Genomic DNA, 14,503 nt, shown 5'->3' with positions numbered 1-14,503 from the left:
TTAGGATTTAGTCATAATCAAGAATTATTTTATCTTACCTAAATAATTTTTGGAAATTTGTTTGACAGCGCCCGATTTTTGGACACTAATTTAAGCCAGCAAAACATATGATGGTGTGAATGTCACAAGCTTCTCAAAAGATGGACCTTCTTTCTGCTATTTCGGCAGCTCGCACTCATATGAGTCCCAAGCTTGTGACAATTTCGGCCTATGCCCTAGACCATTCAGAGCAATTTATCCGCAAAACAAGCAAAGAAATTTGTGCCGAGCTAAAGACATCGGAACCCACACTGATCAAATTTTGTCAGTCCTTCGGCTACGCTGGGCTGTCAGATTTTAGAATCGACTTGGCTTTGGCACTTGCACAAAATCGCGACAAGCCTCGGTTTGTCGAGCCACTGGCGCTTGACCGTCGACAAGTGAATCAGTCCGGCAAAGCAAACATCGGACGTGTGGCGGCAACATTGTTTCAAAATGAACAAAGCCTTTTGATCGACAACGGCTCCACGGCAGAGGCGTTCGCCAATGAACTCGCCAATGTCCCTGCGATGACGATTATGACAAATGGTATTTTGGTGGCGCAAAAAATCCTAGCCCACGGGAAACACACGGTCATGATGCCCGGTGGGCGCATTCGTCCCAACTCCTTATCGATGACAGGCCCACTGATTCAAGCATCGCTCCAACACATGCAATTCGACACATTCGTCATGGGCGCGGCTTCTCTTGATCCACAGCACGGGGTTTCGACCTTTCATGAGGACGAGGCTCATACCACACGCTGCATGATGGAAGCTTCGCGAAAAGTGATCGTTTTGGCGGATAGGACCAAGTTCCTAAAACCTGCTTTGCACAAAATTTGCCAAATGAAACAGATCGACATTCTGGTGACAGACTTAGCATCAGACGACCCGTCTATCGCGACCATTGAGGCGCATGGCGTTCAGGTCATTTCAGCCACTTCAAAGGATTGAGACCCAAGATGAAACTAACCGAGACAGCGACTTGGCAAGAAACCATGGCGCAGCCTGAAATTTGGTCTGACTGGGCCGCCCCACTGGCTGACAAAGCGCTCCAGATCCGCGAATGGATCAAGGCACGCGAGATTGAAACCGTTTGGCTTAGCGGTGCAGGCACATCGGAATTTGTCGGCAGCGTGATCAGTGCCGCACCTTCGTCTTTGCGCCTGGAAAACCGCGCATCAACAGACATTGTCGCCTGTCCGCAGGATGCGCTGAACGCAAAGGGTCGCATTTTGTCCCTACAATTTGGGCGCTCAGGTGACAGTTCGGAATCTGTCGGCGTGATGGCTCTTTTGGATGCGCACCGCCCCGACATTGATCGTTTGCATATCACTTGTAATGCTGATGGGGCACTGGCCACCCACCCGGCCCCTGGTCCGGGCGAATGTCAGGTCCTAACTCTGCCCGCGGCAACCCATGACCGAGGGTTCGCGATGACCTCCAGCTTCACCACCATGTTGATCTCGGCTCTCGCCTGCCTCGATGCGATCACAGAAGAGCAAATCAAAACATTGGCCGTAGAGGCGCGCAAGATTTTGGTGGACCTCGCAGCAGCAGCAACGGCGCGCCCTGAACGTGCTGTATTCTTGGGGTCCGGCCTCTTGAAATCCATCGCGCGTGAAAGCGCATTGAAGGTGCTTGAATTGACAGCGGGGCAAACCGTAACGCAGTGGGACAGCACTTTAGGCTATCGCCATGGCCCCAAAGCGGCGGTGAACGAAGATACACATGTCTACGTTATGCTGCATCCTGATCCGCAGACTGCGCGCTACGATATGGATGTTGCTTCAGAAATTCGTGCCCAATACCCCAATATTTCTGTGACCACGATGGGACCGAACGGGGATATTTCGTGGAATTCCACGGGCGATGCGCTGGTCGACTCTGTTTTATACATTTTGCTGGCGCAGGTGCGCGCAAGCCAATGGTCTGATGAATTGGGCCTCAATGTCGATGATCCGTTCCACGGCCAAAACTTAACCCGCGTTGTCTCTGGCGTCACGTTGTACCCATGGGCGAAGTGATCGGTTCCGAAATGAAGAGCGACACGATGATTTGCGGCGGGATCGATCTAGGCGGCACAAAAATCGAAGCCCGCCTTTTTGAGGGGGCCGCAGCGCAGACCTCCACCTCTCGACGAATCCCCACGCCAACTGAAAGCTACGAGAGCTTTTTGGATGGGTTGGGCGAGCAAATCGAATGGTTGCTTGATCAATCAGGGACGCAAAACCTCCCCATCGGCATAGCGGTGCCCGGCGTTATCGACCCACAAACTCAATTGATGTTTGCGGCCAATATCGTTGCAACCGGCCAGACACTCGGCCCTGAACTAAAAAGCCGGTACGGGCGCAACCTGCCAGTTGTAAACGACTGCATGGCGTTCACATTGTCCGAAGCCCATGGAGGCGCGGGGGACGCCTTTGAGACAGTGGTCGGATTGATCCTTGGCACCGGTTTGGGTGCTGGCGTTTCGCAAAACAAAACCCTTTTGAAACGTCACGGCGGCCTCGCCGTTGAAATCGGACACAGTGCAGCCCCTGCAACGGCCATCGCACGCCATGATTTGCCGCTTTTCCAATGTGGATGCGGGCGCATCGGCTGTCTGGAAACCTACATATCCGGAACCGGCCTTTCGAATATTGCCGAGGCGCGTTTGGGCAAACGTCTTTCTGCGGAAACCGTGGTGAAAGACAAACATCAAGACTGTCTAGATATCTGGGCTGACATAACAGGAGAATGTCTTGTGACACTTCAAATGACTTTAGCACCGGACTGTATTGTTCTGGGCGGCGGCCTATCGAATATGCCGCACATCGTAGAAAAACTCAACGAAAGCATGGCTGCGCATGCGTTTTCTGGCCTACCTCTGCCAGAACTACGCATCGCTCAGCATGGTGACAGTTCAGGTGCGCGCGGCGCAGCATTGATGGCGGTGGGACTATGAACCAACTTGATAAAATCATCGACGAGAACCGGAACAGTGGTGGTGCAGCCTTGCCCTCGGTCTGCTCAGCCCATCCCGATGTGTTGACCGCTTCCATTCTTCTGGCAGTGGAATTGGACCGTCCGCTTTTGGTTGAAGCCACATCCAATCAGGTCAATCACAAAGGAGGCTACACCGGCCTCACGCCACAGGATTTCATCACAAATTTGCGTAACCGTGCGCAAGACCTCGGGTTGCGCCCCGAGCTTTTGCTCTTTGGTGGCGACCATCTTGGACCGCAGGCGTGGAAATCCCAAGAGGCCGACAGCGCGATGGCCGAAGCAGAACAGATGATTGCTGCATATGTGAAAGCGGGCTTTACGAAAATCCATTTGGATTGTTCTGAAGGCTGCAAAGGGGAACCCGCCGCACTCAGTGATGGCCCCGCAGCCTCACGCGCGGCGCATTTGGCCAAGGTTGCCGAAGAGGCTGCGCCAGACCCGTCGGCGTTGCGCTACATCGTAGGCACCGAAGTGCCACCTCCGGGCGGCGCGCGCCATGATGACGAAGGCATCGCGCCAACCTCACCTAAACGGGCGACCGCGACATTAAAAGCTCACGAAGAGGCCTTCGCACAATTGGGATTGCAAGACGCGTTTTCACGTGTGCGCGGATTGGTTGTGCAACCTGGTCTGGAATTTGCTCCTGCGCATATCGAACATTTCCCGATGGAGAGCGATGACAATCTGTCTTCGGTTCTTTCCCCCTACCCCGCGTTGTGTTTCGAAGCACATTCGACAGACTATCAATACCCCGAAGTTTACGCAGAACTGGCAAAACGCCATTTCGCCATTCTGAAAGTCGGGCCCGCTCTCACCTTTGCGTGGCGAGAGGCACTTTATGCACTGTCTCACGTGATGGTCTGGATGCAGGGTGGTCCCCATATCAGCGAAGTCATGGAAGGCCTGATGACTGACGCGCCAGAATCGTGGCAGGGGCATTATCACGGCACTCCCGAGCAACAGCATTTGCTGCGCCACTTTGGCTACGCAGATCGCATCCGCTACTATTGGACCCTCCCGAAAGCACTGGAGGCCCTGCACGAGTTAAAATCTGGTTTCGATGCTCTGTCGCCGCCCCTGCCATTGCTTGCCCAATATTTCGCGCCAGAAACGTTAAAACGTGCCGAAACTTTGGATCTATCTCCGGCAACCGCGCTTTTAGTGGCCCATGTGCAATCCGCTCTCATGCCCTATTTCAAGGCAGAAATCTGATGTTAATCTCTGCAGGACACATCTGGCTGAACCATCAGTTGCATCGCGATATCGGACTTCGGGTCAAAGATGGTATCATTGAGGACATTGCGCCGTTAGGCGATGCAACGGCGGATCATCACGTGCCATTGGTTTTGCCGCTTTTGACCGATCTTCAGGTCAACGGCGGTGGCGGCACAATGGTCAACAGTGATCCAACACCTGAAGGATTGCGCAAAGTCGCCAATGCGCATCGCGGGCTTGGCACGGGGACAATCTTGCCGACCGTGATTACCGATCGACACGAAGTGATCGAAGCAGCCACCTATGCCGCCTTGGCCCTTAAAGATGAGGACACAATCGGCGGCATCCATATCGAAGGGCCGCATCTTGATTTGGAGCGGCGCGGCACTCACAATCCCAAAGACATTCGTCCTCTAGACCGCGCCACAGTGGACCTTGTGTGCGATGTCCGGCGACAGGGCTTGAATGTGATGCTCACACTTGCTCCTGAACATGCAGATCCTGACCTTTTTGCCGAACTTGCGGCAAGTGGCGCGGTGATCTCGGCGGGCCATTCAAAAGCGACGGCCGAGCAAACCCGTCATGCTTTAGAAGCTGGGTTAGGCTGTTTCACCCATCTGTACAATGCGATGCCACCGATGACATCGCGTGATCCGGGATTGCTAGGGACGGCTTTAAACTCGACAGCCTATGCCGGGATTATTGTCGATGGCATTCATGTGAGTTGGGATATGGTGCGGATTGCGTTGCGATCCCGGCCGCGTTCGGGGCTAACATTCGCGGTTTCTGATGCGATGGCCACCGTGGGCGGGCCAGATCACTTTACGCTTTATGGTCAGGACATTCATGTCAAAGACGGCGCTTTGGTCAATGCCGAAGGCTCTCTTGCGGGTGCCCATATCGACCTTGTGCAAAGCCTTGCCAATCTTGTGCGCCAAGTGGGGCTTCCTCTTGCCGAGGCAATCCCAATGGTTTCCGACATTCCGCGTCAGGTCATGGACCTGCCGCCTCTGACACCGTGCAAAGGCATGCCAGTTTCGGCGCTTTTGACCCTTGATGACGCTTTTCAGACTGTGACCCTAACATGACACTACATCTCACCCAAACTTGGGCCGCCGCGCCTGAGGGCACTTTTGGCACCTTGGTTTTGACCCTACACAATCAAGGCGAATCCGCCATCAAGCCAACGCGGTTTTGCTACACTGCCTTGGCGCGAATCGATGACACAACACAAATCAGCGGCGGCACTTTAACACGCAATTTGGGGAGCTTTGTTGAAGTCGTTCCCAATGCGGACATTCCGGCAGGTGGCACATGGGAACTGCGTTTGACAGGTCTCATTTACGGGGTGCGCACACGGACCCAAGGCGCTTTGACCGCTTGGGTGATCTCCAAAGACGGCTCAGTCATTGAGGCCACAGTCGAAGACATTTGTTCCGCCGATGGTCTCCCGCGCGGGGCCGGGAAAGACTGGCCAACAGGCGAAATCGAAGTGCCGTTGGGTGTCCTCCCGTGGCCCTCATCCGTTACGATCACAGCATGGTCAGATCAATCGCCTAAGCTCTACCCGGCGAATGACAAAGACAAAGCGGTCTTTCAAACAGTAAGTGCTCTGCATCGCCGGCTGTTCCCAACCGATCCGACGGTTTTATCGTTGGCGAATGGTCTGCCGGTGATGCTAGAAAATGACGCCTCTCTGCCCGCGGATGGATACAAGTTGTCCTTTGCCGACGATAAAATTCTTTTGGCACATCACGGGGATACGGGCGCACAACATGGCTTGATCGCTTTGGCGCAAATAGCCCATTCCGCACGGACGGACCAGCGTTTCAAATTCCCGGCGAAAGGTGAAATCAGCGATGCACCGCGCTTTGCGTGGCGCGGCGTGATGTTGGATGCCGCACGCAATTTTCACTCGCTCCCCACCCATTTGCGCCTTTTGGACATTATGGCGTGGATGCGGATGAACCGCTTTCATTGGCATTTGATTGACGACGAAGGCTGGCGCATGCCCTCAAAGGCCTATCCTGCGCTCAACGAAATCGGTGCGTCGCGCCACATCGACGGTCCGATCCCGCCACAGTACCGTGATGGCCCAGATGGCCAGAGCGGATTTTATAGTGCGACAAATATCGCCCAACTTCTGGGCCACGCAGACGCATTGGGCATCCAAGTCATGCCCGAGGTTGAAATGCCCGGCCATGCCGCGTCCTTGATCGCCTCCATTCCGGGGCTTCGCGATAAGGATGAACCGAACAATATCTACCGGTCTGTACAAGGCTTCACCAACAACGCGCTCAATCCGGGGCTTGCCTTGAGCTATGAAGTGGCGGAAACGCTTCTGGACGAAGCGATTGAATTGTTCCCCTTTGACACGATCCATGTGGGCGCGGATGAGGTGGAAATTTCTGCATGGCAAAACTCTCCTGCGGCTCAGGCGTTTGCAAAGGAAAAAGGGCTCAACAACACCCATGAGATGCAAGCATATTTTCTAAAGCATGTGCAATCGCATCTGGGCGAGCGCGGGCGCAGGATTGCGGCGTGGGATGAAGCTGCAGAAGGCGGTGGCATAGCCCCTGACAATGCGCTTTTGTTTGCGTGGCGCACCAAGGAGAAAACCGCAGAGCTCCTGTCGAAAGGCTATGACGTGATCGCAACGCCGGGCCAGGCTTATTATCTTGATATGATCGAATTTGACGGTTGGGATGCCAACGGAATTTCTTGGGCCGGCATTTCCACTCCCTACCACAGCTACACCTACGAAGTCAGTGAGGGGCTACCAGAGGGGCCAGGGCAACTTATAGGCGTACAGGCTGCCATCTGGAGCGAATATTTCGACACACCAGAACGGATCAATGCGCTGGCCTTTCCGCGGATTGCAGCGGTCGCTGAGGCGGGGTGGACAGATCCGTCGCAAAAATCATGGCCCCGCTTCGCAGCACTCTCACGATTGATGCCTCAGCTATGAAACGGATCGCAATAGGAGGACTGCACACCGAATGTTCCAGCTATTCTCCGCTGGAACAGACCCTAAACGATTTTACCCGCCTTTCAGGACTGGCGTTGATCGACGCCGTGCCTTTTGACTTTGCGTCAGAAGGCATCGAAGCCATACCATTGTTTCAAGACCGCGCGGTACCGGGTGGGCCAGTGGCCACCGCAACCTTTGCCAAACAGCGGACAGACTTCATGGACGCACTGCGCGCAGCAGGGCCCTTGGATGGCGTATTGTTATTGATGCATGGTGCAATGTTCGTACCCGGCCTTGATGATCCCGAAGGCGCGTTCATCACCGAAGTCCGTGATATCGTTGGGCCAGAGGCATTGATTTCTGCCTCTTTCGATCTGCATGGCCAAGTGACACAAAAGATAGTGGACGCATTGGATATGTTTGCGGCCTATCGCACAGCCCCCCATATCGATGTCCCGCAAACCCATGAGCGTGCGGCAAAGATGCTGGCTCGAGCGCTTCATACGCCACTCGAGCGTCCTATGGTGTGTTGGACCCCCATCCCCATTTTGGCCCCCGGCGAAATGACCTCTACATTTGTGGCGCCTTGTGACGCCCTCTATGCGGCATTGCCAAACCATGATGCGTCCCCGCAGATTTGGGACAGCAATCTGATGATCGGATATGTTTGGGCGGACAGTCCACGCGCCACGGCGTCGGCTGTGGTCACGACCACGGATACTGAAGCAGGCCAAGCCGTGTCGGACCGCATCGCCCAATCCTACCACACTGTGCGCGACGAATTGGTCTTTGATATGCCAACGGCGAGCCTCAGTGATGCGCTTTCGCAACTGGGCGATTCACCAGCGATTTTGGCAGATAGCGGCGACAACCCGACAGCTGGCGGTGTGGGCGATCGTGCCGATGTGCTTTCAGCATTTGCTCAGGGTGGCAAATCCTCTGCCCTCTTTGCAGGCATCGCCGATCCGGCTGCATATGACGCACTGTTGAATGGCGCATCTAGCGTCGACATCGGCGGATCTCTTGGCGGCGGTGGTCCACGTCTTACGATCACACCAGACACATGCCGTTTTGCCAATGATTGTGCCATTCTCGACTGGGGTGGCCTCGTAGTAGTGCTCACAAAACGCAGGCGACCCTTTCATAACCTCACGGACTTCTATGCGCTGGACTTGAATTTGGACAGTTTCCAAACATTGGTCGTAAAGTCAGGTTACCTCTCGCCCGATCTACGGGATTTGCCACGCCAACAAATGATGGCATTGACCGAGGGCGCGGTGTGTCAGGACCTCTCGCAATTGGCAAATGAACATCGTCCCGCCGGGACTTGGCCGTTTACAGCCTAGCCGCTTGGATAGACTAGGGTGAAACCGTCCGAGCTGAACTGGAGAGATGGCGCGCGAAATAAAGCGCCATCCCCAGTACAGGAACCAAAGCGGCCAGCCCACCACGCATGCTGCTATGCTCCGCTACAAAGCCAATCATCGGCGGACCGATCAAAAAGCCGCACAGGGTCATTTGCGTCAGGACAGCAACATTGCCTGCACTTGATCGCCCCGGCAAAACGCTCGCTGCGCTGACGGCCACAGGAAAACCAATCGACAGGCCCAAACCGAATAGGGAAATCCCAATAAAGGCCGTTGTCGCCGAATTGCTAAAGATCAACACCAACAGACCGGCAAGAGCAAGAAGCGCGAAGCTCTGTCCTAGAACAGCAACATCAAACCGCGCTTTCAAATGATCTCCCTGGAACCGACCAATCGCCACACAGAGTGCAAAGATTGTATAGCTGGCCCCGGCAACACCCGGCGTGGCGGCAAAGATTTCTGTAAAGTAAACCGCAGACCAGTCGGCCATCGCACCCTCGGACATAGCCACGCCAAAGGCAAACAGAGAAATAAAGATCAATCCTTTTGAAATGCCTCGCTTTTTCGGCTCATCCGATGAGGATGGTACGACTGCAAAATTGGTGATCTGACGGGCGATCCAAATCGCCGGAATGGCACTCACAAAGCCCACCGCAATCAATGAGTGGTTCGGAGCGATGTGCCAAGCCGCGCAAAGAGAACCGATTGCACTGCCGCAGAGCACTCCGATGCTCCAACACCCGTGGCTGACGTTCATAATATGACGCCCTGCACGCGCCTCGACCTCTGAGGCTGTTACGTTGAGGCCCAGTTCCGCCAAGGCAAGCGCCAAGCCTGCAACGGCCAAAAACCCAAAAAGCAACACCCCACTTGTCGCAAAAGACGGCAATGGCAGACACAGCGTTTGCGCGACAAAAGCCGCAGTCAAAAGCCGTCGTGTTCCGAGCCACTCGGAAAGTTTGCCACCAATGGACAATGCGGCTAGCAATCCCAACGGCATGCCCATGAGCGCAATCGCTAGCTGACCTGCACTGAGATCAAGTAAAGCTTGCATTTGCGGGATCCGCGGGAACCAAGCGCCCAAAACCAGAGGTTGCAAAAAGAAAATCCATCTGGTTGCTAGGATATTATTCATCAAATCGGGCCCTTGGCAGACTTTTGAGAGGTTGAGTGTCTTCACAAAATGGAGGCATAGGAATGGTACTTGATGGACATTTCGTTCTGAACACAACGGTGAAGTTTTGCACACATGATTTGCTTTATGTCACGTGTCCTACTAGGAGTGATCTGTATTCTCATGAAATGAATCACTTGTTGTGGCGGCCTCTGCAAGTGGCCATCTACTCAAGCCATCGCGTTCCAAGAGTGGGGTTGCTTCATTTAACGAACTCCACAACTAGTTATTATTCTACAACAGACTGATTGCTAGCACCATCCTTGCAGTATTAGCCTAGGCTCGCGGCCTAAATGTACAGGGGGATAGCTGGAAAAAGAAAAACTGGCGTGAAAGGGGCCACCATCTCTGATCTTTGCCCAGTTTAATAACATCACGTCCTTTCCTATTCGTCTATAGTGTCGAATGTTGCAACGCATTGGCATTAAATTAATCGCCGACCAGAACGATGTGTCTCCCGTGGTTAAATCTGACCGGTGACGAGGTTCGTGATGTGCCGGTGGTGACTTAAGCACCTGTCATCATCCTTGATCAGACCTGCATATCACATACCTTCACAACATCTCTTGTAACTTAGTCAAAACCGCCTTGAAAACGTTAATCCATTATAATGCTCTTTTTTAACTTGGGAGAACGAGTTAATTTACTAAAATGTAAAAAGGGGCGGACGTTTGCATGGTCATACTATTAAATTCACAGCCGCCCCATATTTTAGGCTTCAAACTATCTACATCATATTGGTGCGGTTCCCTGGCATGCGCATGAGCAGGAACAGAGAAACCATCGTTAAGATAAGTAGCAAAGTCGACAGAGCTGCTGCCGTGCCCAACTGGCCTCGAATAACTTCGGCGTAGATTCCCAATGACAGTGTTTGCGTCGACGTGTTGTACAAAAACAATGTCGTGCTCAGTTCTGTAATGATTGTCACCCAACTCAGAACCGCGCCAGCCAAAATACCAGGAGCCAATGCCGGCACAATAATTTGCAACAGTGTGCGTTTTTTCGAAGCCCCTAAGCTAATGGCCGCTTCTTCAATACTCGGGCTGATTTGATACATCAGCGCGGTTGTTGAGCGCACAGCATAGGGCAAACGACGAAGCGTCAATGCAAGAACCATAATGGTAAATGTTCCGGTAAGGACAATCGGGCCTTGGCTGAACGTCGTGACAAGGGCTATGCCGATCACAAGGCCTGGAACGACGTATGGAACCATGGTCATTGTATCCAGTGTGTTGCTAAGCGTGCCGCGACGCCGCACCGTTAGGTAGGCAACAAGCACAGAAATCACTATCAAAATGGCTAACGCAGTCAGCCCTATGCTGAATGTATTGGTCGCGTAACGGATGATATCTCGTGTGGAATCAGCGTAGTTGTCGAGTGAGAACCCATCAACAAATTGTCCATAAAGGGTATTCCGGAATGAGCTGACCACGACCACAACAAGCGGCGCAAGCGCTAAGGCCAGAAAGCCATAGACGTAGAAGTGAACCGCCGCTCCACGCCAACCAGCTAAACGACGCGCTTCGATTGTGCGCAGAGCCGTCATCGAAATTTGGCGACGGTTTACGATATATTTTTGCACCAAAAACACCGACAGCGCAACCAGAATGACGATGACTGACACGGCGGCAGCAAAGCTTTTGTCGATACTCACTTCGCCAACAAACGAGCTGTAGATCAAAACCGGAACTGTGCGGAACCCCTGCCCAATCAGCATTGGCGTTCCGAAATCAGCAAATGCACGCACAAAAACCAACAAACTGCCGGCAAGTACTGTCGGAAGCAGTAACGGTGAAATCACCTGAAAAGCTCGCTGCCACCCGGTGATCCCCATGCTTTCCGAGGCTTCAAGAAGCGAGACATCAATCGTGCGCCACGCCCCCATAAGGTACGTAAAAATCAAAGGCACCAATTGCAGTGTTAGCACCAAAACAATGCCCGGAAATCCGTATATGCTGGGGGCATCAATTACGAACGTGTTTTCAATCCAGCGGGTAATCATACCATTATTGCCGAGCAACAATATCCACGAGTAAGCCCCAATAAACGGAGGCGACATCATGGATGCCAGTATCAGCATCTGTATGGTTCGGTTTCCACGGATGCGAAACATTGTCATGAAATATGATAAAGGAAATGCAACAATCAACGCGAGCACTGTCACGCAAACAGTTACGAGCATACTATTCACAAGGGTGCCATAATATAGGCGAGACGAAAAGAATTTCGCGAAACCGGCCCATGTGAATTCACCCTCACTATGGACACTGTCAATCAAGACCATACCCAATGGCCAGATTACCATTAATAGGTAACCCGCCGTTAAAGCGATCGCGATCGACGCCCAACCATCAAACCGTTCTCCAGACAATCTCACGTTATAGCTCCACGCATTATGCTTTCTCCAGTTTCGGCATCAAAAAGTGTCAGCATGCTAAAGTCGAGCGCGAGAGACACTTTTTCTCCGCGATCTCTGCCCGAAGAACGGTGGGAAAACTCTAGAAATTCGACCGTCTCCCCAGATGCCAAACGCGCACGCACTTGCGAGTGTGACCCGAGGAATGTTTCGTCGATTATTTCGGCGCTGAGGCCTCCCTCTGCAATGCGAACAGCTTCGGGACGCACAGATATACGCACCTCACCCTTTGCACCGGCATTAATCGCAGACGTCACGTCCTTGGATACACCATCACCAAAGTCGATCATGCTGGCGCCATTTTGGATCAAAATGTTGCGTGTTAACAAATTGGTTTTGCCGATGAATTGCGCCACAAACGTGTTCGCAGGGTTCCGATAGATTTCAGCTGGTGATCCCACCTGCTGCACCACGCCAAGGTTCATAACAGCAATCCGGTCAGATACGGCCATGGCTTCTTCTTGGTCATGCGTTACGTAAACCGTGGTGATTTCAGATGTCCGTTGCGCCTCACGGATCGCATCTCGCATTTCGACGCGAAGTTTTGCATCGAGATTAGAGAGCGGTTCATCCATCAACAGCACAGCGGGGCGAATAACCAACGCGCGGGCCAGCGCTACACGTTGCTGTTGCCCCCCAGATAGCGCACCCGGAAGCCTGTCTTTCAGATGATCCATGTGAACCGCCGCGAGTGCTTCGTTCACACGCTGGGCACGTTCCGGCTTATCCACGCTACGGGTTTGCAAACCGAATGCCACATTTTTTGCGGCGCTCATCTGTGGAAATAGTGCGTAATTCTGAAACACCATGCCTATGTTGCGTGCAGAAGGCGAGCGATCGTTAACCACCACATCATCAAATGAAATCGTCCCAGATTCGATAGAATTGAATCCAGCAATCATTCGCAACAGTGTTGTTTTCCCACAGCCCGAAGGTCCCAGCAAGGTGAAGAACTCACCATCACGGATATCGATATTTAAGTTGGGTATGGCGACTTGGTCGCCATACTCTTTACGCAGAGCATTCAGAGAGATGGTGGTCACTTTAAAGCCTCCGCTTTCGTCACATTCTTCATTAAAACTGCGCCTCGAGGATTTCTTGGTAATGTTTCACAATTTCGTCGCGGTGCTCTGCAACAAAACTGTCGTCTTCAGAAATCGTCGCGAACTTTGAAAAAGCCGCGAGCCCAGGTTTCTCAATACCCTCACGCAATGGACGCCCCGCAGTCTCTTCGGCAATAATCGTCTGACCGGTTTCAGATGTGATAAAGTCAATAAATGCTTTGGCAGCATCCTCGTTTGGTCCCCCTTTGATGATCTGAATAGTCGCAGGCAGGAAGACTGCTCCTTCAGATGGATATACAATCTCAACAGGGGCACCGCTCAGTACGAAGTTCAGCGACAGCGGCTCGTATGTTAGGCCCACAACGTATTCGCCGCTTGCCACATCTTGAGCAACCTGAGTTGAGGATCCTATAGTAACACCATCAAGTTGTGTTACGAGGGCACTTACATAGTCCCAAGATGCATCAGAATCGTAGTCTCCGCCAACTGCCTTAAGCATGTTCGTCAGTTGAGCAAAAGCAGACGAAGAACTCGTCGGATCTCCAAATGCGATTTTACCGCGCAGTTCAGGTTGCAACAAATCTACATAACCAGCGATTTCAACACCAACTTCTGCAAGTTCCTTGGTATTCACAAGTAGATTTGAACCATCCGCTTGATAGGGTGTGAAATATCCACTCGTGTTTTTCCCGGCCTCAACCATGTTCTCATCATTGACGGAAACATACGGTGACCAAAGTTCAAGGTTGGCGATTGCTTGTGCGGTGCCGCCGCCAAACATGATGTCACCTTGTGGGTTGCCTGCCTCGCTACGGATGCGTTGATAAAGTTCACCTGTACCCGCAGTGACAAACTGTACTCGAACACCAGTTTCGTCTTCAAATACGGGGATCAGGCTATCCAACATGCCTTCTTCGTTCGGCGTATAAACAATCAGATCTGAGCCAGAGATATCTGCATCTTGCGCAGCCACTTGCTCGATACTGAAAAACATACATAAAAAAACTGTCGCAAGGCTGGTTGTTCTGAGCGGTTTGGTTTTCATCTGGCATTCTTTCGTTTGTTAGGGTTTGGCAGCTTCAGTTTGGAACTGAGTATTCCTTTTGTAAGGAGCCACAATCGATTGCTGTCATAAAACTGTTACATTTCATAATTCGCACACAACTTATGCGAATTGTGCTTTGCTTTGATCTAGAATGAGTATTTTTAATCAAAACATGAACAGCTCTCCCATCTCCTGGCCCCGGTTCATTTCGATGAAATCAGTATGGGCAAAAGCGCTGATCCT

The 14,503-nt window shown here is 52.5% G+C and carries 11 protein-coding genes; 7 read left to right on the top strand and 4 right to left on the bottom strand.

The window, feature by feature from the left end; genetic code table 11:
* Positions 1–119 precede the first annotated feature (119 nt).
* The 7 genes from KO492_RS00055 to KO492_RS00025 are packed head-to-tail and all read left to right on the top strand — an operon-like array spanning position 120 to position 8,540.
* Positions 120–974, top strand: coding sequence for a transcriptional regulator (locus tag KO492_RS00055; RefSeq protein ID WP_252735144.1), 855 nt, complete (start codon positions 120–122; stop codon positions 972–974).
* 8 nt (positions 975–982) lie between these two features.
* A complete protein-coding gene (locus KO492_RS00050) occupies positions 983–2,047 on the top strand; it encodes an SIS domain-containing protein (RefSeq protein WP_216043111.1) in 1,065 nt (354 codons plus the stop codon).
* Complete coding sequence (locus KO492_RS00045; RefSeq protein ID WP_252735143.1) at positions 2,035–2,967, top strand: ROK family protein; 933 nt, start codon at positions 2,035–2,037, stop codon at positions 2,965–2,967. Before KO492_RS00050 ends, KO492_RS00045 begins: the two co-directional genes overlap by 13 nt.
* On the top strand, positions 2,964–4,220 hold the full coding sequence (locus KO492_RS00040; RefSeq protein ID WP_216043110.1) for a class II D-tagatose-bisphosphate aldolase non-catalytic subunit: 1,257 nt from the start codon (positions 2,964–2,966) through the stop codon (positions 4,218–4,220). The genes KO492_RS00045 and KO492_RS00040 overlap by 4 nt, the downstream gene beginning before the upstream one ends.
* The gene (locus tag KO492_RS00035) at positions 4,220–5,311 is read left to right on the top strand and encodes an N-acetylglucosamine-6-phosphate deacetylase (RefSeq protein WP_216043109.1); all 1,092 of its coding nucleotides are present in this window, start codon (positions 4,220–4,222) and stop codon (positions 5,309–5,311) included. The genes KO492_RS00040 and KO492_RS00035 overlap by 1 nt, the downstream gene beginning before the upstream one ends.
* Positions 5,308–7,191, top strand: coding sequence for a beta-N-acetylhexosaminidase (locus KO492_RS00030; RefSeq protein ID WP_216043108.1), 1,884 nt, complete (start codon positions 5,308–5,310; stop codon positions 7,189–7,191). The genes KO492_RS00035 and KO492_RS00030 overlap by 4 nt, the downstream gene beginning before the upstream one ends.
* Complete coding sequence (locus KO492_RS00025; RefSeq protein ID WP_216043107.1) at positions 7,188–8,540, top strand: M81 family metallopeptidase; 1,353 nt, start codon at positions 7,188–7,190, stop codon at positions 8,538–8,540. Before KO492_RS00030 ends, KO492_RS00025 begins: the two co-directional genes overlap by 4 nt.
* 13 nt (positions 8,541–8,553) lie before the next feature.
* Here the strand turns inward: KO492_RS00025 and KO492_RS00020 are convergent, their stop codons facing one another.
* The 4 genes from KO492_RS00020 to KO492_RS00005 form a co-directional block, all read right to left on the bottom strand.
* Positions 8,554–9,696 (bottom strand): MFS transporter, encoded by a 1,143-nt coding sequence (locus tag KO492_RS00020; RefSeq protein WP_216043106.1) that lies wholly within the window; start codon positions 9,694–9,696, stop codon positions 8,554–8,556.
* 766 nt (positions 9,697–10,462) lie between these two features.
* On the bottom strand, positions 10,463–12,112 hold the full coding sequence (locus KO492_RS00015; protein WP_216043105.1) for an ABC transporter permease: 1,650 nt from the start codon (positions 12,110–12,112) through the stop codon (positions 10,463–10,465).
* On the bottom strand, positions 12,109–13,194 hold the full coding sequence (locus KO492_RS00010; RefSeq protein WP_216043104.1) for an ABC transporter ATP-binding protein: 1,086 nt from the start codon (positions 13,192–13,194) through the stop codon (positions 12,109–12,111). The genes KO492_RS00015 and KO492_RS00010 overlap by 4 nt, the downstream gene beginning before the upstream one ends.
* Positions 13,195–13,225: 31 nt before the next feature.
* Positions 13,226–14,260 carry an extracellular solute-binding protein gene (locus tag KO492_RS00005; protein WP_216043103.1) on the bottom strand — a complete coding sequence of 345 codons (1,035 nt, stop codon included), beginning with the start codon at positions 14,258–14,260 and terminating at the stop codon, positions 13,226–13,228.
* Positions 14,261–14,503 lie beyond the last annotated feature (243 nt).

Origin of the sequence: Celeribacter halophilus, assembly GCF_018860305.1 — a bacterium.
GTDB lineage: Bacteria > Pseudomonadota > Alphaproteobacteria > Rhodobacterales > Rhodobacteraceae > Celeribacter > Celeribacter halophilus_A.
Note: the sequence above shows the minus strand (reverse complement) of the source record. Positions and strands in the feature narration are given on the sequence as shown.